This window comes from Nonomuraea salmonea, from assembly GCF_042428605.1.
Lineage (GTDB): Bacteria > Actinomycetota > Actinomycetes > Streptosporangiales > Streptosporangiaceae > Nonomuraea > Nonomuraea salmonea.
In genome coordinates, this window is record NZ_JBHMCF010000046.1 from 504428 (window position 1) to 522850 (window position 18423).

The 18423-nt window shown below is 73.1% G+C and carries 20 protein-coding genes; 11 read left to right on the top strand and 9 right to left on the bottom strand.

All coding sequences use genetic code 11. The annotated features are described in order from the left end of the window. Nucleotides 1-56: 56 nt before the first annotated feature. Entirely contained in the window at nt 57-752 is a 696-nt protein-coding gene (locus tag ACFFR3_RS42715) for an NADPH-dependent F420 reductase (RefSeq protein ID WP_379485000.1), read from the top strand. Nucleotides 753-895: 143 nt separating this feature from the next. Here the strand turns inward: ACFFR3_RS42715 and ACFFR3_RS42720 are convergent, their stop codons facing one another. Both ACFFR3_RS42720 and ACFFR3_RS42725 read right to left on the bottom strand, forming a co-directional pair. Continuing rightward, entirely contained in the window at nt 896-1690 is a 795-nt protein-coding gene (locus ACFFR3_RS42720) for an SGNH/GDSL hydrolase family protein (protein WP_379485001.1), read from the bottom strand. Then, on the bottom strand, nt 1687-2265 hold the full coding sequence (locus ACFFR3_RS42725; protein WP_345405112.1) for a PadR family transcriptional regulator: 579 nt from the start codon (nt 2263-2265) through the stop codon (nt 1687-1689). The genes ACFFR3_RS42720 and ACFFR3_RS42725 overlap by 4 nt, the downstream gene beginning before the upstream one ends. Nucleotides 2266-2332: 67 nt before the next feature. On the opposite strand from ACFFR3_RS42725, the gene ACFFR3_RS42730 reads away from it, so the two are divergent. Continuing rightward, on the top strand, nt 2333-3127 hold the full coding sequence (locus tag ACFFR3_RS42730; RefSeq protein WP_345405115.1) for a methyltransferase domain-containing protein: 795 nt from the start codon (nt 2333-2335) through the stop codon (nt 3125-3127). Nucleotides 3128-3130: 3 nt separating this feature from the next. Here ACFFR3_RS42730 and rpsR read toward each other — a convergent pair whose 3' ends face one another. The 6 genes from rpsR to ACFFR3_RS42760 form a co-directional block, all read right to left on the bottom strand. Continuing rightward, nucleotides 3131-3364, bottom strand: coding sequence for a 30S ribosomal protein S18 (gene rpsR / locus ACFFR3_RS42735; RefSeq protein WP_345409822.1), 234 nt, complete (start codon nt 3362-3364; stop codon nt 3131-3133). Next, nucleotides 3361-4485: a CobW family GTP-binding protein gene (locus ACFFR3_RS42740; protein WP_364381913.1), complete on the bottom strand. Its 1125-nt coding sequence runs from the start codon at nt 4483-4485 to the stop codon at nt 3361-3363. The genes rpsR and ACFFR3_RS42740 overlap by 4 nt, the downstream gene beginning before the upstream one ends. A gap of 143 nt (nt 4486-4628) precedes the next feature. Next, nucleotides 4629-5399, bottom strand: a complete 771-nt coding sequence (locus ACFFR3_RS42745) for an ABC transporter ATP-binding protein (RefSeq protein WP_379485002.1) — start codon at nt 5397-5399, stop codon at nt 4629-4631. Continuing rightward, complete coding sequence (locus ACFFR3_RS42750; protein WP_379485003.1) at nt 5396-6373, bottom strand: FecCD family ABC transporter permease; 978 nt, start codon at nt 6371-6373, stop codon at nt 5396-5398. The genes ACFFR3_RS42745 and ACFFR3_RS42750 overlap by 4 nt, the downstream gene beginning before the upstream one ends. After that, on the bottom strand, nt 6370-7107 hold the full coding sequence (locus tag ACFFR3_RS42755; protein ID WP_345405121.1) for a class I SAM-dependent methyltransferase: 738 nt from the start codon (nt 7105-7107) through the stop codon (nt 6370-6372). Before ACFFR3_RS42755 ends, ACFFR3_RS42750 begins: the two co-directional genes overlap by 4 nt. Further along, entirely contained in the window at nt 7104-8051 is a 948-nt protein-coding gene (locus ACFFR3_RS42760) for an ABC transporter substrate-binding protein (RefSeq protein ID WP_379485004.1), read from the bottom strand. The genes ACFFR3_RS42755 and ACFFR3_RS42760 overlap by 4 nt, the downstream gene beginning before the upstream one ends. Nucleotides 8052-8187: 136 nt before the next feature. On the opposite strand from ACFFR3_RS42760, the gene ACFFR3_RS42765 reads away from it, so the two are divergent. From ACFFR3_RS42765 to ACFFR3_RS42805, 9 genes are all read left to right on the top strand, one after another. Then, the gene (locus ACFFR3_RS42765; protein WP_364381928.1) at nt 8188-8466 is read left to right on the top strand and encodes a phosphopantetheine-binding protein; all 279 of its coding nucleotides are present in this window, start codon (nt 8188-8190) and stop codon (nt 8464-8466) included. Continuing rightward, entirely contained in the window at nt 8459-9625 is a 1167-nt protein-coding gene (locus ACFFR3_RS42770) for a cytochrome P450 (RefSeq protein WP_345405129.1), read from the top strand. The genes ACFFR3_RS42765 and ACFFR3_RS42770 overlap by 8 nt, the downstream gene beginning before the upstream one ends. Continuing rightward, nucleotides 9622-10905: a condensation domain-containing protein gene (locus ACFFR3_RS42775; RefSeq protein ID WP_345405132.1), complete on the top strand. Its 1284-nt coding sequence runs from the start codon at nt 9622-9624 to the stop codon at nt 10903-10905. Before ACFFR3_RS42770 ends, ACFFR3_RS42775 begins: the two co-directional genes overlap by 4 nt. Then, nucleotides 10898-12262: an amino acid adenylation domain-containing protein gene (locus ACFFR3_RS42780; RefSeq protein ID WP_345405135.1), complete on the top strand. Its 1365-nt coding sequence runs from the start codon at nt 10898-10900 to the stop codon at nt 12260-12262. Before ACFFR3_RS42775 ends, ACFFR3_RS42780 begins: the two co-directional genes overlap by 8 nt. Nucleotides 12263-12336: 74 nt before the next feature. Then, the gene (locus tag ACFFR3_RS42785; protein ID WP_345405138.1) at nt 12337-13590 is read left to right on the top strand and encodes an SGNH/GDSL hydrolase family protein; all 1254 of its coding nucleotides are present in this window, start codon (nt 12337-12339) and stop codon (nt 13588-13590) included. Nucleotides 13591-13615: 25 nt separating this feature from the next. Next, the gene (locus ACFFR3_RS42790; protein ID WP_379485005.1) at nt 13616-14584 is read left to right on the top strand and encodes an L-histidine N(alpha)-methyltransferase; all 969 of its coding nucleotides are present in this window, start codon (nt 13616-13618) and stop codon (nt 14582-14584) included. 57 nt (nt 14585-14641) lie between these two features. After that, nucleotides 14642-14782: a hypothetical protein gene (locus ACFFR3_RS42795; RefSeq protein ID WP_345405147.1), complete on the top strand. Its 141-nt coding sequence runs from the start codon at nt 14642-14644 to the stop codon at nt 14780-14782. 9 nt (nt 14783-14791) lie between these two features. Beyond that, complete coding sequence (locus tag ACFFR3_RS42800; RefSeq protein ID WP_345405150.1) at nt 14792-15979, top strand: YcaO-like family protein; 1188 nt, start codon at nt 14792-14794, stop codon at nt 15977-15979. Further along, entirely contained in the window at nt 15979-17316 is a 1338-nt protein-coding gene (locus tag ACFFR3_RS42805) for a TfuA-like protein (protein ID WP_379485006.1), read from the top strand. Before ACFFR3_RS42800 ends, ACFFR3_RS42805 begins: the two co-directional genes overlap by 1 nt. A gap of 36 nt (nt 17317-17352) precedes the next feature. Here the strand turns inward: ACFFR3_RS42805 and ACFFR3_RS42810 are convergent, their stop codons facing one another. Next, a complete protein-coding gene (locus ACFFR3_RS42810; RefSeq protein WP_379485007.1) occupies nt 17353-18402 on the bottom strand; it encodes a hypothetical protein in 1050 nt (349 codons plus the stop codon). Nucleotides 18403-18423 lie beyond the last annotated feature (21 nt).

The following is an 18423-nucleotide window of genomic DNA, read 5'->3' on the forward strand; positions in this document are numbered from 1 at the left end:
TCCCGTATAGTCCGGCAATAAGCGGGATGCCCATCCCGATTCTAGGAGGTCCTCACATGTCCGACCAGCGCACCCTGGGAATCATCGGCAGCGGGAACATCGGCGGCGCCATCGCCAGGTTCGCCGTCAACGCCGGCCTGAACGTCGTCCTCAGCAACTCCCGCGGCCCGGACACCCTGGCCGGCCTGGTCAAAGAGCTGGGCCCCCTGGCCCGTGCCGCCACTCCCGCCGAAGCCGGCGCCGCCGGCGACTGGGTCGTGGTCTCCATCCCGCTCAAGCACCATCACCAGGTCCCGGTGGCACCGCTGGCGGGCAAGGTCGTCCTCGACACGACCAACTACTATCCCGAGCGCGACGGGTCGATCCCGGAGCTGGACGCCGAGCAGGTCACGACCAGCGAGCTGCTCCAGCGGCACCTGCCCGACAGCAAGGTCGTCAAGGCGTTCAACAACATCTGGGTCAACCATCTGGTGGCCCTGGCCCGCCCGTCGGGCGCGCCCGACCGTACGGTCCTGCCCATCGCCGGCGACTCGGCCGAGGCGAAGGCCGCCGCGAGCGAGCTGATCGACCTGCTCGGCTACGACACCTACGACGCGGGAACCCTCGCGGAAAGCTGGCGCTTCCAGCGCGACACCCCGGCGTACGTGGGGGTGTACTTCAAGAACCAGCAGGAGATGACCGGGGACGACCCCGGCGGCCCGGCGAACGCCGAGCAGATCCGTACGGCGCTGGCGGCAGCTCGACGCCCCTGAACCGCCGCCAGGTCGCGGGAGTGAACGAACCGATCCCGCCGGCCTGCCGCGCGCTGCTGCCGGACGACTTCACCGTCCGGCGCCCCGCGGCGACGTGATCGAAGGACGCCGACCCCGGGAGAAGATCGCCCATCAGGCGGCGATCAGCGCGCCGGCTCTCCGGAGGTCGGCTGCGCCCACGGGGTGAGATCCGGGCGCTTGGCGGTGCGGCCGTCGCCTGAGGAGCGGCCGCGGAGGCGGCGGGCCATCCAGGGGCCCGCGAAGGTCGCGAACCAGCGCACCTCGTCCGCCGCCACCCGCCACCTCGCCGCAGGAGGCAGGGGCGGGAAGGGCAGCATCCACGCGTCATCGCTGCCGGCCAGGCCCAGCGTGTGGGCCATGGCGGCGGCGATGCGGGCGTGTCCGACCGGGCTCGCGTGCAGACGGTCCACGCTCCACATCCGCGCGTCCGTGACGAACTCCATCGCGAACGTGTCCACCAGCGCGACCCCATGACGGGCGGCGGCCGAGCGGATGCGGTCGTTGAGGTCGAGCACCCTGGGACGCAGCGGCCGGGCCATGGGGGCGATCTTGGCGATGTCGGGGAACGTCACGCTGACCACCCGCGCTCCCGCCCCGGTGAGAGCGGCGAACATCTCCTCCACCGCGCCCGCCACCGCGGCGGCGTCGAAGCCGGGGCGGATGATGTCGTTCATGCCCGCCATGACCGTGACCAGGTCGGGCCGCAGCGCGAGCGCGGCGGCCAGCTGCTCGTCGCGGATCTGCGCCGCCGCCCGGCCGCGCACGGCCAGGTTGGCGTAACGCAGTCCGGGGTGGACGCGAGCCAGATGTTCGGCGAGGCGGTCGGCCCAGCCACGGTGGCCGCTGACGTCGTCGCCGTCGCCGAGCCCCTCGGTCTGGCTGTCCCCGAGCGCGACGTAACGCGCGTAGGTGGTCATGAGGTCTCCTTCCCGATGTGCGCGCGGGCGCGCGCCTCCAGCGTCCGCGCGGTACGCAGGCACCAGTCGCGCGTCTCGCGGGCCAGCCGGCAGCCGGCCTGGCAGGACAGGTACGGGCCCACGGGGCCGCCGTCGCGCAGGAACGTCTCCTCGTCCAGGTCGCCGCGCAGGCCGGCGAGGGTCCGTTCGAAGATCTCCAGCTTGGCCTCTTCCTGCCGCGCCCGCTCGTGCAGCTGCTCGATCACCGGCCCGGCGTCGAGCAGGTCCACGGCGTGCACCTTGACGGCCAGGTCGTCACGCAGCACCAGCGGTCTGGCCGGAGCCTCGGCGAACGCGGCCAGCTCGGCCAGCCCGGCCTCGGTCACCTTGAACACGCGCTTGTTGGGGCGGCCCCGCTGGACCACCTCCCGGCCCGTGACCAGGCCGTCGGCCTCCAGCTTGGTCAGCTCGGCGTAGAGCTGCTGGGGAGCGGCGTACCAGAAGTTGGAGACGCCGATGTCGAAGATCTTGGTGAGCTGGTAGCCGCTGTACTCGCCGTCGAGCAGCGCCGCCAGCACCGCGTGCCGGAGAGCCATCAGCCATACTCATGAATGTGAGTAGTCATAGTCATGACTATAGGCGAGTGCCGCGAGGATGGGGAGCATGAACGCATCGAAGCCGCACCGCTACCTCCTCGACAACGCCAGGACGGAGGCGGGCGAGCGGTTCACCTGGATCTCCGAGCTGTTCGACGGCGTCACGCTGGGGCACGCCGGCCGGCTCGGCGTGCGGGAGGGCGCGCGCTGCTGGGAGGTGGGCGCCGGAGGGCCCGGCATCCCCGAGGCGCTCGCCACGGCCGTAGGACCGACCGGTCACGTGCTCGCCACCGACATCGACACGTCCTGGCTCGCCGAGGACGCCGGCTACGAGGTGCTCCGGCACGACGTAGCCACGGACCCGCCGCCGGGCACGTTCGACGTGGTGCACGCCCGGCTCGTGCTCGTCCACGTGCCGGACCGGGCCCGCGCGCTGGAGACGATGGTGGCGGCGCTGCGGCCCGGCGGCTTCCTGCTGGTCGAGGACGCCGACACCGAGCTGCAGCCGCTGGCCTGCCTGGATGAGACCGGCTCCGCCCAGCGGCGCGCCAACCGGCTGCGGCGCGCCGTCCGCGAGCTGATGGCCCGCCGCGGCACCGACCTGCGCTTCGGCCGTACGCTGCCGAACGCCCTGCGCGCGGCCGGACTGGCCGACGTCGCGGCCTCCGCGTTCTTCCCGGTCGGCGGGGCGGCCTGCGCCCGGCTGGAGAGCGCGACGGTCCGCATGCTCCGCGCCGACCTGCTCGAAGCGGGGCCGGCCGACGACGGCGAGATCGACGCCCACCTGGCCGCGGTGGACGCCGGCGAGCTCGACCTCACCCTCGCCCCGCTGATCTCCGCCTGGGGACGCCGCCCCGCATAGCCGTCAGGACAGGTGCTCGGCGCGGGAGGCGTAGGGGAGCAGGGCCATCTCGCGGGCGGTCTTGACGGCCTGGGCGATCCGGCGTTGCTGCTGGACGGTGACGCCGGTGACGCGACGGCTGCGGATCTTGCCCCGGTCGGAGATGAACGTGCGTAGCAGGGCGGTGTCCTTGTAGTCGATGCGGTCCACGCCGAGCAGCGGGTTGGGCTTCTTGCGCGGGGCGCGGCGGGGCTTCATGCGATCTCCTTGAGGTCGAGGATGAGGGTGAAGGGGTCGTCGTGGCCGGGGTGCTCGCCGTCGGCCAGCAGGCATGAGTCGAGGAGGCGGTGCAGGCGCCCGGCGTCGAGGTCGGGGCCGGTGAAGACCAGGTGCTGGACGCGGTCGCCGTGCTCGGGATGCCAGTCGAGGGCGGCCGCCACGCGGCGGGCGGGGGAGAGGAGGTCCCACGCGGCCTCGGGCAGCGCGGCCAGCCAGGGGCCGGCGTCCTCGACCGAGACGATGCCGGCGACGGCGTCCCACGCGAGCAGCTGTCCGGGGCGGGTGGCCAGCCAGAAGCGGCCGCGCGAGCGTACGGACGCGGTGACCAGCTCGTCCACGGCCTCGAAGAAGCGGCCGGGATGCAGCGGGCGGCGGCTGCGCCAGACCGTGGTGACGATCTCCTCGGTCGTGGCGTCGGCGGGCAGGCTCGCGGTGCGGGGGTCCACGCGTTCGGCCAGCTCGGACGTGCACAGGGCGGGGCCGGTGACCGCCGGCAGAGCCGCCACGCCGTGCACGGGGGTGACCGGGGCGAGGTGGGCGAGCACCCGCCGCGACAGGTCGCGGTCGTCGTCGTCCCCGCCGCGCAGCACCAGGCCCGTGGCGTATTCGAGCTGCCGGGCCAGGACCTCGGCCAGGTAGCGCTGGTCGCCCGCGGCCGCGGATCTGCCGAGCGTGCCGAGGGGCTCGCCGCGGGTGATGTCGTCGGGCAGGGCCGCGGCGTCGAGGGCGGTGAGCACGGCGGTGAGCCGCAGGAGCTCGCGGGCTTCATCGCAGTCGACGGCCTCGGCGACCGAGCGCGGCTCGACCGTGTCCCACAGATCGACGATCAGCAGGGACGCGCCGGGCGCCAGCAGGACGAGCTGGGGGAGCAGGTCCTCGCGGACGGTGCAGGTGACGCAGCCGTGGGCGAGGCGCACGTCGGTCGTGTCCAGCACGCGGACGCCGTCGCGGACGGTACGTCGCACGCGGCCGTGGACGACGTCGCCCAGATCGTGGTGGACGGCGACGGAGCCCGGATGCCGGGCCAGCAGTTCGTCGACGGCGGCGGTGCGCGCCGTGTCATGCAGGCCGGCGACGAGGACGACGGGGGTTGACACCATGCCTCCCAATAGCGGAATGAAAATCATTATCGTTATGCTGGCACAGTATCGCACGCCGAAAGGAACTGCTTTGGCCAAGTGCGTACCGGCGCGGGCTGATCGAGTGAGGTGACAGGGCTGCAGGGCTCGGGCCCCGCAGCCCTTCATGCCGTCCGAGCGGCGCGGGGCAGGAAGCGGAGGGCCGGGCGGCCGGTGGGGGAGCGGGTGATCTCCGTTCGCACGCCGTACACGCGCTCCACCGTCTCCTCCGTGAGGACCCGGCCTGGTGGGCCGGTGGCGACGAGGCGGCCCTTGTGCAGGAGCAGGAGGTGGTCACAATACTGGGCGGCCAGATTGAGGTCGTGCAGGACGGTGACCACGGTGGCGGGGATGGCGGCGAGCAGGTCGAGCAGGGCCAGCTGGTGGGCGATGTCGAGGTGGTTGGTCGGCTCGTCCAGCAGCAGCTCGGTGGGTTCCTGGGCGAGTGCGCGGGCGATGCTGACCCGCTGGCGCTCGCCGCCGGAGAGCGTGGGCCAGCGGCGATGCTCCAGGTCGGCGACCCCGCACCGGCGCAGGGCGCGGCGGGCGCGGGCGAGGCCGTCCGCGCCCGTCATGCGGCGGTTGTGGGGGATGCGGCCGAGCAGCACGACGTCCAGGACGGTCAGCTCCACGTCGGTGGAGACCTCCTGGGCGGCCACCGCCAGGCGGCGGGCGACGTCGCGGCGCGGCAGGCGGCCCAGGTCATGGCCGTCGAGCAGGACGGCGCCGCCCTGGGGGCGCAGCAACCCCGCGAGCAGCCGCAGGAACGTGGACTTGCCCGAGCCGTTCGGGCCGAGCACCCCGGTCAGGCCGCCGGGAGCGATCTCGACGGTGATGCCGTCCACGATCGGCCGGCCCTGGGCCGTCCAGGTGACGTCACGGGCGTGCAGGCTCACGACGGCGTCTCCTTTCTCCGCCGCATGATGAGCGCGAAGGCGGGGACGCCGATCAGGGCGGTCAGCACGCCGACGGGGATCTCGCGGGGTGCGAAGGCGGTGCGGGCGACGGTGTCGGCCGCCAGCAGGAACACGCCGCCGTACAGGGCGCAGGCGGGAAGCAGCACGTGGTGACGGCCGCCGGCCAGTGCGCGCACGGCGTGCGGCACGATCAGGCCGGCGAAGCCGATCGCGCCGCTCGCCGCCACCAGCACCGCCGTGGTGAGCGCGGTGACCGTGAACAGGGTCAGCTCGGTCCTGGCCGGGGCGATGCCGAGCGAGGCGGCGGCCTCCCTGCCGAACGCGAACGCGTCCAGCGCCGAGGAGGCGAGCACGCACGCGAGCAGCCCGCCCCCGGCCACCACGGCGCACAGGGCCACGCTCGGCCAGCTCGCCGCGGCCAGCGAGCCCAGCATCCAGAAGGTCACGCCGCGGGTGCTCTGCGCGTCCGCAGCCCAGATGACGATGAGGCTGGTCGCGGCGCTGAACAGCTGCGAGACCACGACCCCCGCCAGCACGACCCTGACCGTGCTGCCGAGCTCCCTGCCGATCATCGCCAGCACGCAGCAGAAGGCGAGCACGCTGCCGCCGAACGCGCCGGACGACAGCGCCGCCGCCCCGGAGCCCAGGCCCAGGACCAGCACGGCCACCGCCCCGGTGGAGGCGCCGGAGGAGATCCCCAGCAGGTACGGATCCGCCAGCGGATTGCGGGTCAGCGCCTGCAGCACGGCCCCGCACACCGACAGCCCCGCCCCCACCAGCACGGCCAGCAGCACCCTGGGCAGGCGCAGCTGCCAGATGATGCCGTCGTCCAGCGGCGCGAGCGGCCGCACCGGCAGCCCGGCATGGAACGCGACCGCCCCCACCACGGCGGCGGCCGCGACCGACAACGCCAGGAGCAGCAGCCCCGCGCCGATCACGTACGCCGCCCTCATCGCCTGGCGAAGACGACGTAGTCGTCGAGGTACTGCCAGACGGTGCCCACCTCGGCGAAGCCGGCCGTCCGCAGCGCGGCGAGATGGAAGGCCAGCGGCGCGAGCGGCTGGGGCGGCCGGTCGGCGAAGCGCCGCTCGCGCTCGGGCAGCCGCTCGGCGAGCGCGGGCAGCCGCCCGGCCAGGGCCCACCAGGCGTCCCAGGTGGGGGCGCCGGCGGTGAAGGCGGCCCGCCGTACCTGCTCGTCGTGGCGGGCCGAGACGTCTGCCAGGGCCGGGTGCTCGGGCCCGAACCGCAGATGGTCGGCGTTGAGCAGGACCGCGCCGGGCGGCAGGAGCGCGGCCAGCTCGGTGTAGACGCCGAGGAGCTGCCGCGGCGACAGCCAGTGCAGCGCGGTCGAGGTCAGGACGGCGTCGAAGCGCCACTCGGTGAAGCGCCGGCTCCAGCCGGGCTCGGCCAGGTCGGCGTCGATCACGGTGGCCCGGTCGCCGAGGACGAGTTCGGCGAGCCTGGCCAGCACCGGGTCGTGGTCGGTGGCCACCACGCGGGCGCCCGGGACGCGGGCCAGGACCCGGCCGGTGATCGAGCCGGGGCCGCAGGCCAGGTCCAGCACGGCCGGCTCGGCGGGGACGTGCAGGCGCAGGACGTCCAGCATGACCTCGAAGCGGTTCTCGCGATGGGCGACGTACGCGCTCTGCTGCTCCTCCCAGCAGGCCAGCAGCTCGTGCGGGGTCACGCGTTCTCCTTCCTGCCGAACAGGCGGGTCAGGCCGCGGCCGACCTGCTCGACGGCGGTGACGGCGCGGATGGACGGGTCGACGGACGAGCCGGGGACGACGATGAAGCGGTCGTTCCTGACCGCGGTGAGGCGGGCGGCGACGGGGTCGGAGCGCAGGAAGCGCTTCTTGGCCTCGGCGCTGTCGCCGTCGCCGCCCCGGGTGAGGTCGGCGAGCACGATCACGTCGGGGTCGCGGGCGGCGATCTCCTCCCAGTTGCCCTCGGCCCACTGCTTGTCGACGTCGGCGAACGCGTTGCGCGCGCCGAGCAGCCTGGTGATCGTGCCGGGCAGGCCGGTGCCGCCGGCGATGGCGGGCGTCCTGGTGCCGGAGTAGTACCACATGACGTCGGCGTCGAGGTGCTCCGGCCGCTCGGCGGCCCGCAGCCGCCTGCGCAGGTCGGCGACCACGGCCTGGCCGCGCTCGCGTACGCCGAAGACGGTGGCGATGTCGTCGATCTCCTTGAAGATCGCCTCGAACTCGGCGCGCGCGGGGATGAGCGCATGGTCCTCGCAGTCGTTGGCCGACAGGTACGCGGGCACGCCCAGCTTCGCGAGGTCCTGCCGGGAGCCGGCGGCCTCGGGGGCGAAGGCGGACGCGCGCATCGAGTAGACGAAGTCGGGCTTGGCGGCCAGCAGCGCCTCACGGCCCGGATACTGCGCGGACAGCACGGGCACCTTCGCGTAGTCCGGCGCCAGCTCGGGCAGCACGGGATCGGTCCGGTACGCGCTGCCGGCCATGCGACCGGCCAGCCCCAGGCTCAGCATGATCTCCGCCGCGTTCTGCTCCATGGCGACCGCCCGCCGCGGCGGCGCCGGGATGTCCAGCGGCAGCCCGCAGCTCGTGAGCCGGGCGGCGCCGGTCGCGGCCGTGCCGCTGCCGCAGGCGGTGATCAGCAGCAGCACTAAGAAAATGGGAACGGTTTTCATGTTCGCCGACTTTAGCATCAACGAATCCTCAACGCGGACTCAACACCGGCACGGACACACTGGCCGGGACCTGCGCGTTCACCTGACCACGGAACCTGATCACGGAGCCGGCATGACCACTGTCACCTCACGGGACGACCTCGAGCTCGACTCGCCGTACGAGCCGCCACGCACCGACACGGAACGCCGCCTGGCCGCCCTGTGGGAGGACAGGCTGGGCGTCGCGCCCGTCGGCATCGAGGACGACTTCTTCGAGCTGGGCGGCGACTCCCTGCTGGCGGCCGACGTGCAGTTCGCGATCGACCGCGAGTTCGGCTTCGAGGTGCCCGCCTGGGCGCTGTTCCTGTCGCCGACCATCGCCGAGCTGGCCGCCGTGATCGGCCATGTGTGACCTGTCCGACCCCGGCCTGTTCGAGGCGGGCGGCCAGTACGCGGCCTGGCGGTGGCTGCGGGAGAACGACCCGGTGCACCGGCACGAGCGGGGCTTCTGGTCGGTCACCCGGTACGCCGACGTGGACCGCGTCCTGCGCGACCACACGTGCTTCACCAGCGAGCGCGGCACCCTGCTCAACCTGCTGGGCCGCCCCGACCCGGCCGCCGGGCGGCAGCTCGCCGCCACCGACCCGCCCGCGCACGACCGGATGCGGGCCCCGCTGCAGAAGCTCATGGGCATGCGCTCGGCCGCCGCCTACGAGCCCGCCATCGTCGCGGCGATCACCGAGCTGCTCGCCCCCGGCCTGGACGGGCGGCCGTTCGACCTGGCGGAAGCCGTGCGCGGGCTGCCGCTCGCGCTGATCGGGCCGCTGCTCGACCTGCCGCACGCCGACCGGCCGCGCCTGCTCACGCTGGTCATGGCGGCCGGCGCCGAGGACGACCCCGACTACCAGGTCGCCGGTGACGCGGCCACGACGCTGCGGCGGGCGCACCGCGAGCTGTTCGCGTACTTCCTGCACCTGGTACGCGACCGCGCCCGCGCCCCCGGCGACGACCTGATCAGCCTGATGCTGCCGGAAGGCCCCGGCACGGTGGTCTCCAACTGCTACAGCCTGCTGCTCGGCGCCAGCGTGACCCTGCCGAACGTGGTCAACTCGACCGTCGCAGAGCTGGCCGGGGACGGCGGCTACCGCGCCTGGGCCGCCCGTCCCGATCTGCTGCGCAGCGGGGTGGAGGAGGCGCTGCGCTGGGCGTCGCCCGGCAGCCACTTCATGCGGCACACCACCCGCCCGGTACGCCTGTCCGGGGTGGAGCTCCCGGCGGGCGAGCCGGTGGTCGCCTGGATCGGCGCGGCCAACAGGGACCCCGAGATCTTCCCTGACCCGGACGTCTTCCACCCGGCCCGTACGCCGAACCGCCACCTCGCCTTCGGCAGCGGACACCACTACTGCATCGGCTCCCACCTGGCCCGGCTCACGCTGCGGCTGTTCTTCCAGACGCTCTTCGCGACCTTCGCCGACGTCGCGCTCGCCGCGGAAGCGGTCCGCGTGCGATCGACCTTCCTCACCGGCTTCAAGAAGCTGATCATCACGGGCGTGCCCAGGAGAGGCAGATGACGACAGAGATCCCGTTCACCTACGCCCAGCAGTTGCTGCTCGGGCTGGAGCTGGCCGTGCCGGGCAGCGTGCTCAACCCGGCGTTCATCGTGCGGGCGGCCTACCGCGTGGCGCACGACCTCGACGAAGACGTGCTGCGCCAGGCCGTGGACGACGTCGTGGCCCGGCACGACGCGCTGCGCACGGCCGTGGTCCGCGACGCCGGCCAGAGCATCAAGGCGCACGTGCACGACAGCGTGCCGGGCCGGCTGCTGGTGCACGACGTGGACGACGTGGACGACGAGGACGCCTTCCTCGCGATGGCGACGAACGCGGCGTACCCGCCGGACGAGCCGCCGCTGCTGTGGGTGCACCTCGGCCGGTGCGCGGACGGCACCAGCCTGCTGGTGATCGTCACCCACCACCTCGTCTCGGACGCCTGGTCGCTGACGCTGCTGGCGCGCGACCTGGCCGACGCCTACACCGCGCGGCTGCGGGGCGGCCCGCCGCCCGGCTCGCAGGTCCTGGGGTACGCCGAGGTCGCCGCCGACGACTTCTCGCCCTCATGGGAGAAGACGATCACGGACGCGCTGCCGTACTGGAAGGACCAGCTGGACGGCGTGGCGGACCTCGCGCTGCCGGTGCCGACGCCCGGCAGGCGCGGCGAGCAGCGGACGTGCCGCTTCACCGTGCCCGACGAGCTGTGGCGGCGGCTCGGCCGGGTGGCGCGGCGGCGCAGGACGACGCCGTTCACCCTGCTGCTGACGGCGTTCACCGCGTCGGTCTGGGCCGGGCGCCGCGACGCCGTCGTGCCGATCATCACCGCCGGGCGCAAGCCGTCGGAGTGGTACACGGCCGGCTTCATGCTCAACCTGCTCTGGCTGCGCATCACCACCGAGAACCCCGGCGACCTGGACGAGCTGAGCCGCCGCGCCGACGAGGTGTGCCGGGCGGCCTACCGGCACGACGTGCCGCTGCTGCGGGTGCTGCCCGAGGCGCCGGACCTCACCGCGCTGATCTTCGATCCAGCGGAGGTCGTGGAGCGCACGTTCCCGGTGTTCCAGCTCATCCCGAAGTCGCCGTTCGCGCCCACCGCGGACGACCCGGCGCTGCTGCTGACGCCCGTGCCGGAGGAGCGGCAGCCCGCGCCCGTGATGCCGCTGCACCTGCTCTGGTCGATGCGGGTGGACGAGGAGGTGGTCGGCATCGTCTCCTGCGAGGCCGAGATGTTCGGCCAGGAGTGGGTGGAGGAGAAGATCGCCGGGTTCCTGAGCGTATTGGAGCGGCTGGCCGATGCTTGAGCTCATCGAAGCGCACCTGACCAGCCCGGCCACGGCGATCGCCGACCGCGAAGGCGAGCTGTCCTACCGGGAGCTGGACCGGCGCAGCGCCGGGCTCGCGCGGGCGCTGCTGGAGGCGGGCCTGCGACCCGACGAGCCCGTGGTGATCCACGCCCACCTGTCGCGGTGGGCGGTGATCGGCATGCTCGCCGTCCTGCGGGCCGGCGGCCGGTACGTCGCCATCGACGCCGCCTTCCCCGTCGGGCGGCAGCAGGACGTCGCCCAGGCGTGCGGGGCGCGGATCGCCCTCATCGAGCCGGACATGATCGTCCCGCTGAACGGCCCGTCCTGCCGCATCGGCATGACCACGCTCTCAGGCGGCCCGGTCCCCGCCGGCCAGGCCCGGCTCGCCTACACCTGCTACACCAGCGGCTCGACGGGCACGCCCAAGCCCGTCACGATCTCCCGGGCGGCCCTCGCCTGGTCCACCTCCGCCCGGCTGACCTACTACCCGTCGCCCGTCACCGGGTTCCTGCTGTGCTCGTCCATCTCGTTCGACAGCTCGGTCGCCGGCATCTACTGGACGCTGGCCAGTGGCGGCACCCTGGTCATCCCCAGCCAGCGCCCGTCCGACCTGGCCGCCGCCGCGCGCTTCGCCGCCCAGCACCGGCCCTCCCACCTGCTCATGGTGCCGTCGCTGTACGGGCTCGCGCTCCGCAACGGCCTGGCGGACGCGTTCGGGTCACTGGACACGGTGATCGTCGCCGGCGAGACCTGCCCGCCCGCGCTGGTCGGCGCGCACTACGCCGCGCTGCCCGAGGCGATCCTCCACAACGAGTACGGCCCCACCGAGTGCACCGTCTGGAGCACGGTCCACCGCTGCGTCCCCGAGGACGCCCGTTCTTCGCGGGTGCCCATCGGCCACCCCGTCCCGGGCGCGCGGGTGTCCATCGCAAAGCCGAACGCTGACGGCGTCGGCGAGCTGGTGATCTCCGGCCCCGGCCTGGCCGAGGGCGTCGGGGACGCCTACCGTACCGGTGACCTGGTCTCCCGGCGCGGCGACGGGGCGCTGCTGTTCCACGGCCGCGCGGACCACCAGCTCAAGCTGAGCGGCGCGCGGGTGGAACGCGCGGAGATCGAGCACGCCATGGCCGCTTTCCCCGGCGTGCGGGAGGCCGCGGTCGGCGTGACGCGGGGCCTGGCGCGGCTCAAGGGCTTCCTGGTCACCGAGCAGGAGCGGATCGACCGCCGGGCGTTGCGCGCCCACCTGCTGGACCGGCTGCCCGTGGTGGCCGTGCCGGCGGTGTTCGAGCGGGTGGACGGCCTGCCGCGGCTGCCCAACGGCAAGGTCGACTACACGGCGCTCGACGACGGCTGATCTTGACGCGCCGGGTGCGGCATGTTGTGATCAACCCACGAATTTCGTACTGATTCAGTAGGAAATGGGTGGTCATGAGGTTCCTCCAGCGTGCCGCCGCGGTCGTCATGCTCTTCGTGAGCGCGGCGGGCGTCCAGGCCGTGCACAGTGGACCGGCGCAGGCGGCTCTCCCCACCGCCGCCGTCGCGCTCGGCGACAGCTTCGTCAGCGGCGAGGGCGCGGGGGACTACCAGCCCGTCGCCGACTCCTCCGGCACGACGCAGGGCTTCCCCGGCTGGTCGGCGGCCAACAGCAACGCCTACTTCTGCCACCGGTCGGCGAACGCCTCGCTGTTCAAGGCGTCGCTGCCGGGCATCCAGCAACGCTTCAACCTCGCCTGCTCCGGCGCCCAGCCCGCCGACATCACCGCACCCGCCAGCGCCCGCCCCGAGGGCCGCACCGTCGCCGCCCAGCTCGACCAGCTGCGCGCCGTCGCCCAGACGCACGACATCGACGTCGTCCTCATCGGGCTCGGCTCCAACAACAGCCAGTTCACCTTCGGCGACGTCGCCACGTTATGCGCCAACCGGTTCATCGCCGACGCCTGGACCGGCTGGTGGGAGTTCTGGGCGTACCTGAAGGGCGAGGTGCCGCAGCAGCCCTGCTCCGCCTCCGACCTGGCCACCGCCGCCGAGGTCGCCGCCGCCACCACCGAGACCACCGCCGCCCTGCGGCAGATACTCGACACCCTCGCCCAGGTCGACGCCGACGGCGTCCACCAGGTGATCCTGCAGACCTACACCAACCCGCTGCCGCCCGAGCTCGCCACGCCGTACCACGAGGAGGACGGCCGCAAGGACACCCGCGACAAGTTCCGCGCACTCGGCGCCGAGCGCTACGCCGCCGGCTGCCCGATCCACCGCGCCAGCCTCGGGCCAGGGCACGTGTTCTCCGAGAACCTCGGCACCCTGGTCAAGAACGCGCACGCCACGCTGGCGGCCGAACGCCCGGCGGCCGACGTGCGCGTCCTGGACGTCCAGCGCGCCTTCGACGGGGCCCGCCTCTGCGAGAACTCCGGCAGCCCGTCCGGCGCGCTCGCGACGCCGGTCCGCGTCCAGGACGGACCGACCGGTACGCCCGTCACCAGCCTGTCCGGGTGGGACAAGATCCGCATCCAGCGCGCGGCGAACACCTGCGTCACCTACTTCCAGACCTGCCAGGAGTCGTGGCACCCCAACGCCGCCGGCCACACGGTCCTCGGCCAGTGCCTGAGCGGCGCCGCCGCCGCGGGGCCGCGCGCGAGCGTCACGTGCGCCCGCAACTCCGACGGGACGATCACCGTCTCCTGACCCGGGCCCGGTACGGTCGGGCGTCATGGGTGTGGAACGACATGTGGTGTCGCCGGGTGAGGACTTCCACCGGACTTACTCGGCGGCACAGATCGACGCGATCGCCGACGCGATCGAGGAGCGGGGCGAGTTCCCGTACGAGCTGACCTACCTCGGCGACGGCAGCGAGCTGTGGCGCGCGGGCGAAGCGCAGTCAGGCATGGAGACGCTGCCCGAGCGGCACGCCGGGGCGCTCCTCGCGCTCGCGCCGCCGTCGTCGCCGGTGCGGATCGTCGACCTGGGGCCCGGTACGACGCGTCCCGTGCGCGGGCTCATCCGCCATTTCCTGGACGCGTCCCGGCTGGCCGGTTACCGAGGGATCGACATCAGCGCCGAGATCCTCGACCTGGCGGGGGAGGCCCTTCGCGCCGACTTCCCCGAGCAGCGTTTCGAGCTGTGCCAGGGCGACTTCACCGGGCCCGGCCTCGCCCGCGTCCTGCCCGCCGAGCCCGACGCGGCCCGGCTCGTGGTCCTGGCCGGCGGGACCGCGTACAACGTGCCCGATCCCGACCGGCTCCTGCGGCGCGTACGCGCCGTCATGAACGATCATGACGTGCTGCTGCTGACGCTGCGCATCGACACCGGCGTGGACCGGCCGCCGTTCATGGACAAGATCAGCGTCGGCGGCCCGTACAAGCCGCAGCAGCTGATGGGGCTGGACCTGCTCGGCATCGACCGCTCCTGGTACGTCACCGAGACCGGCTTCGACCCCGTCCGCAGCGAGGTCTTCGTCCGGGTGCGGTTCGCCGAGCCGGTCGCCGTGGCCTTTGGCGCGCGGACGGTGTCGTTCGAGCCGGGCGACCGCGTGCTCGTCTGGCGCTACCTCTACCAGGACGGCGCGGCCGTGAGAGACCAGCTCACCCGCTGCGGCTTCCGCGTGCGCCTCTTCGAGCACGGCGACGACCGGCAGATGATCCTCGCCGCCGCCACACCTTCTCAAGAAGATCAGACCTGATTACACTCGGCCCTTGATCGCCGGTGCGGTACCGGCCGACGACCAGGAGGTTTCCTGATGACGCTCAACTTCCCCACCGCGGCACAGCTCCGTGGTGACCTCGACAGCGTGCTTGGGACGTCCATGAAGGACACCGTCTGGAGCATCAGGCTGAAGGACGACGACAACCTCGACCCCGCCGACGTCCACGGTGCGTGACGGTTCGGATTGACGCGGCTCACCACCGGCGGGGACGGCGTGATCACCCACCCCGTCCCCGCTCCCGGCGACACCCGCAAGGCGTTCCTGTCCGGCACCCACCGCGTGCTGGCCCCCGCCGACACGCTGCGGCGCATCCAGCCGCTCTTCCCGATCGTCGGCATCACCCGGCTCGCCGACGTCACCTGGCTCGACGAGATCGGCATCCCGGTCTGGCAGGCCGTGCGCCCGAACTCCCGCGCGGTGTCCGTGAGCCAGGGCAAGGGCCTCACCCACGACCACGCCCGCGTCTCGGCCGCCATGGAGTCGATCGAGTCCTGGCACGCCGAACGCCTCGGCCCAGGCGAGGTGACCGCGACCGTCGCCGACATGGAACGCGTCTGCGGCTACCGCGTCCACGACCTGCAGCTCGAACCCCGCCACCACCTCCGGCCAGGGCTGGAGCTGGAGTGGACCAGGGCGACCCGCATGGACGACGGAGCGGGCACCTTCCTGCCCACCGAGCTGCTGCGGCTCGACGGCCGCGTCCGCGACACCTGGATGCCGCCGCTGTTCGCCCAGAACAGCAACGGGCTCGCCAGCGGCAACACCTTCGAGGAAGCGGCGCTGCACGGCCTCTACGAGGTCATCGAACGCGACAGCCTGGCCCGCGCCGAGACCGGCCCGCCGTCACCGCTCCTCGACCTGGCCACCGTCGACGGCCCCGCCGGGGAACTGCTGGAGCTGATGGCGGCGGCCGGAGTCGAGGTTCAGGTCGAGGTGCTCCCGTCGCCCACCGGCCTGGCCTGCTTCCTGGCCACCATCAGGAGCGAGGAGTTCCCCGTGCTGTTCGCCGGCGCGGGCACCCACCTCGACCGTGACGTCGCCCTGTGCCGCGCCCTGACCGAGGCCGCGCAGTCACGCGTCACCCAGATCGCCGGCGCCAGGGACGACCTCACCTCGAGCGCCTACCGGCGCGCCGTCACCGGCGTGCCCGCCGATCTGGCGCCGCCGTCGAAGTCCGGGCGGCTCGGCTACGACGAGATCCCCTCCGTACGCAACGAGACCCTCGCGGACGACCTGCGCACCACGGTCGGCCGCGTGGTGGCCCTGACCGGGCGGCCCCCGCTGGTCGCCGACCACACCAGGCCCGACCTGGGCGTCCCCGTCGTCCGCGTGGTCTGCCCCGGGCTGCTCCGCCGATCGGCGTTCCTGTGATGACCACGTACCTCTTCGCCGGCCCCAGCCTGCCGGACGCCGCCGGCCTGCTCGCCGGGGACGACGTCACCGTCCTGCCGCCGGTGGGTGCGGGGGACCTGCTGAAGCTCGCGCCCAAGCAGGGCGACGTCGTCGGCATCGTCGACGGCTACTTCCGCCAGACCCGCGCCGTCCGGCACAAGGAGATCCTCGCCCTCATCGAGTCCGGCGTCACCGTCGTCGGCGCCGCCAGCATGGGCGCCCTGCGGGCGGCCGAGCTCGACACGTTCGGCATGCGCGGCGTGGGACGCGTCTACCGCGACTACCGCGACGGCCGGCTGACCGCCGACGACGAGGTGGCCCTCCTGCACGGCCCGCCTGAGGACGGCTACCGGCCCATCACCGAGGCCCTCGTCAACATCCGCGCGACCCTGCGCCTGTGCGTACGGGAAGGCATCCTCGACGAACCCACCGCCGAGGATCTCGCCGCCGAGCTGGCCCGCCGCCCGTACCGGCTGCGCTCCTATCCCGCCCTCATCGAGCTGGCCCGGGCTCTTGGGGCCGAGAAGCTCGAAGCGCTGCGGCACGTGTGCACGACCCGCCCGGTCAACCTCAAACGCGACGACGCCCTGGAACTGATCGCAGAACTCCGCACGCTCCGGCCCGGCCCCGAGCCCGCTTCGTTCACCCTGGCGCGGTCCATCTACCTGCACCGCTGGCAGCTCGGCGCCCGCGACCTCGACACCGAGGACGGCCCGATCCCGGAGCTGAGCATCCTGCGGATGTGCCAGCTCTTCGCCGAGGACTACCCCGACTTCTACCGGAACCTGGTCCACACGCACATCGTCCAGGAATGCACGGACCGGCCCCCGCAGCCGACCCTGGACGCCGCCCTGGCACACGCCCGCCATCGCACGATCATCCCCGAGACCCCCGACGAGCTGGACTTCTTGGGCCTGTGGCTGACCCCCGCGGAAAGCGATCAGCCCTTGAAGGAACAACTCGCCACCTTCCTGATCCGCAGCTTCCAGCTGACCCCCGGCGCCCCCGCCGACGCCCTGGCCCTGGACGCTCTGCGCGGCCGCCCGATCATGTCGGCGGCGGCGAACCTCGTCCACGCCGCCAGAACGGTGAACCAGCACGCCCAGCAGACGCAGTCCACCTTCGACATCCACACCCTGTCGGCGGACCGCATCCTCAACCTGATCGGCGAGCGCTGGGGCGCCGACCCCGAGACCCTGGAACTGCACGCCCTGGACCGGGGCATCCCCTCCCGAGACACCCTGATCGCCGCCGCCAGACCCTTCTACCTCCTGGCCACATACAACCCTCACCTCATGGACCTGCGAATCGGGTGACTCGTCAGGGCGGCCGGACAGGCAGCCGTGCCGGGATCACGCCTGCTGGGCGAGTGCGATCAGTTTCTCGATGCGCTTGCGGCGGCGGGCGGCGTTCAGGCGGAGGACGACGACGGCGAGGGTGAGCAGGGCGGCCAGGGTGAGCTGGGGCCAGGGCAGCGCCCACACCCTTGTGGTGGCCGCCGCCTGCTGGGCGGCGACGCCTGGGAGGGGGCCGGTCGCGGGGGAGGGGAGTGCCACGATCGTCGTGCCGATCGGGCCCAGGGGCCAGGCGCCGGGCAGGCGGGCGGTGAAGGTGCGGCGGCCGCCTGGCATCAGCTCTCTGGACCTGGGTGTGGAGGGGTCGGTCCAGGTGTTCTCGGTGAACAAGGTGGAGGTCAGGACCTGGTTGCCGGTGACCGCGCGGACGTTGCCGGTGTTGGCGACGGTGTAGGTCACCTCGACGGTGCCGGGGGTGAAGGGGTTCCAGGAGGCGGTGTACGCCGCGCTTACGCCGGTCACGGACAGCTTGGCCACGTAGTCGCCGGTGACGCGGATGTTCAGGCGGACGCCCACCCGGTTCTGGACGCGTACCTGGCCGGAGACCGTCTCCAGGGACGCGGTCACGCCGGCCGGGTGGTCGCCCGGCGTCGCGTTCGTCGGGACCGACACCGTCACCGGGACGACGGAGGTCGCGCCGGCGGCGACGGTCACCGTCTCGGGGACGGTGATCCAGGAGCCGCCGTCGACCGGCTCGACCCCCGACGGCCGCATGTCGAAGTAGCCCTTGGAGGTCAGGTAGCCGTCGCCCGCGTCGATGCCGAACACGACCGGCTCCGTCGAGCGGTTGATCACCGCCACGTGCTCGACCGCCTGCTGGCCGCCGGCGAGTTCGAGGTCGATGGCGGTGCGGCCGTCGGGGCCGCCGGTGTTCGCCGGTACGACCGACCAGGTGACGTCGGCGTTCGCCGGTACGACCGACCAGGTGACGTCGGCGTGGGCCGCCGGCCCCACCAGGACGGCCGCCGGCCCCACCAGGACGGCGGCCGACAAGGCGACCAGCGCGGCGAGGGTGCGCCGCGTACGGCTTGTGGTCAACAGGGTCAACAGGCGTGTCTCCGGTCTCGT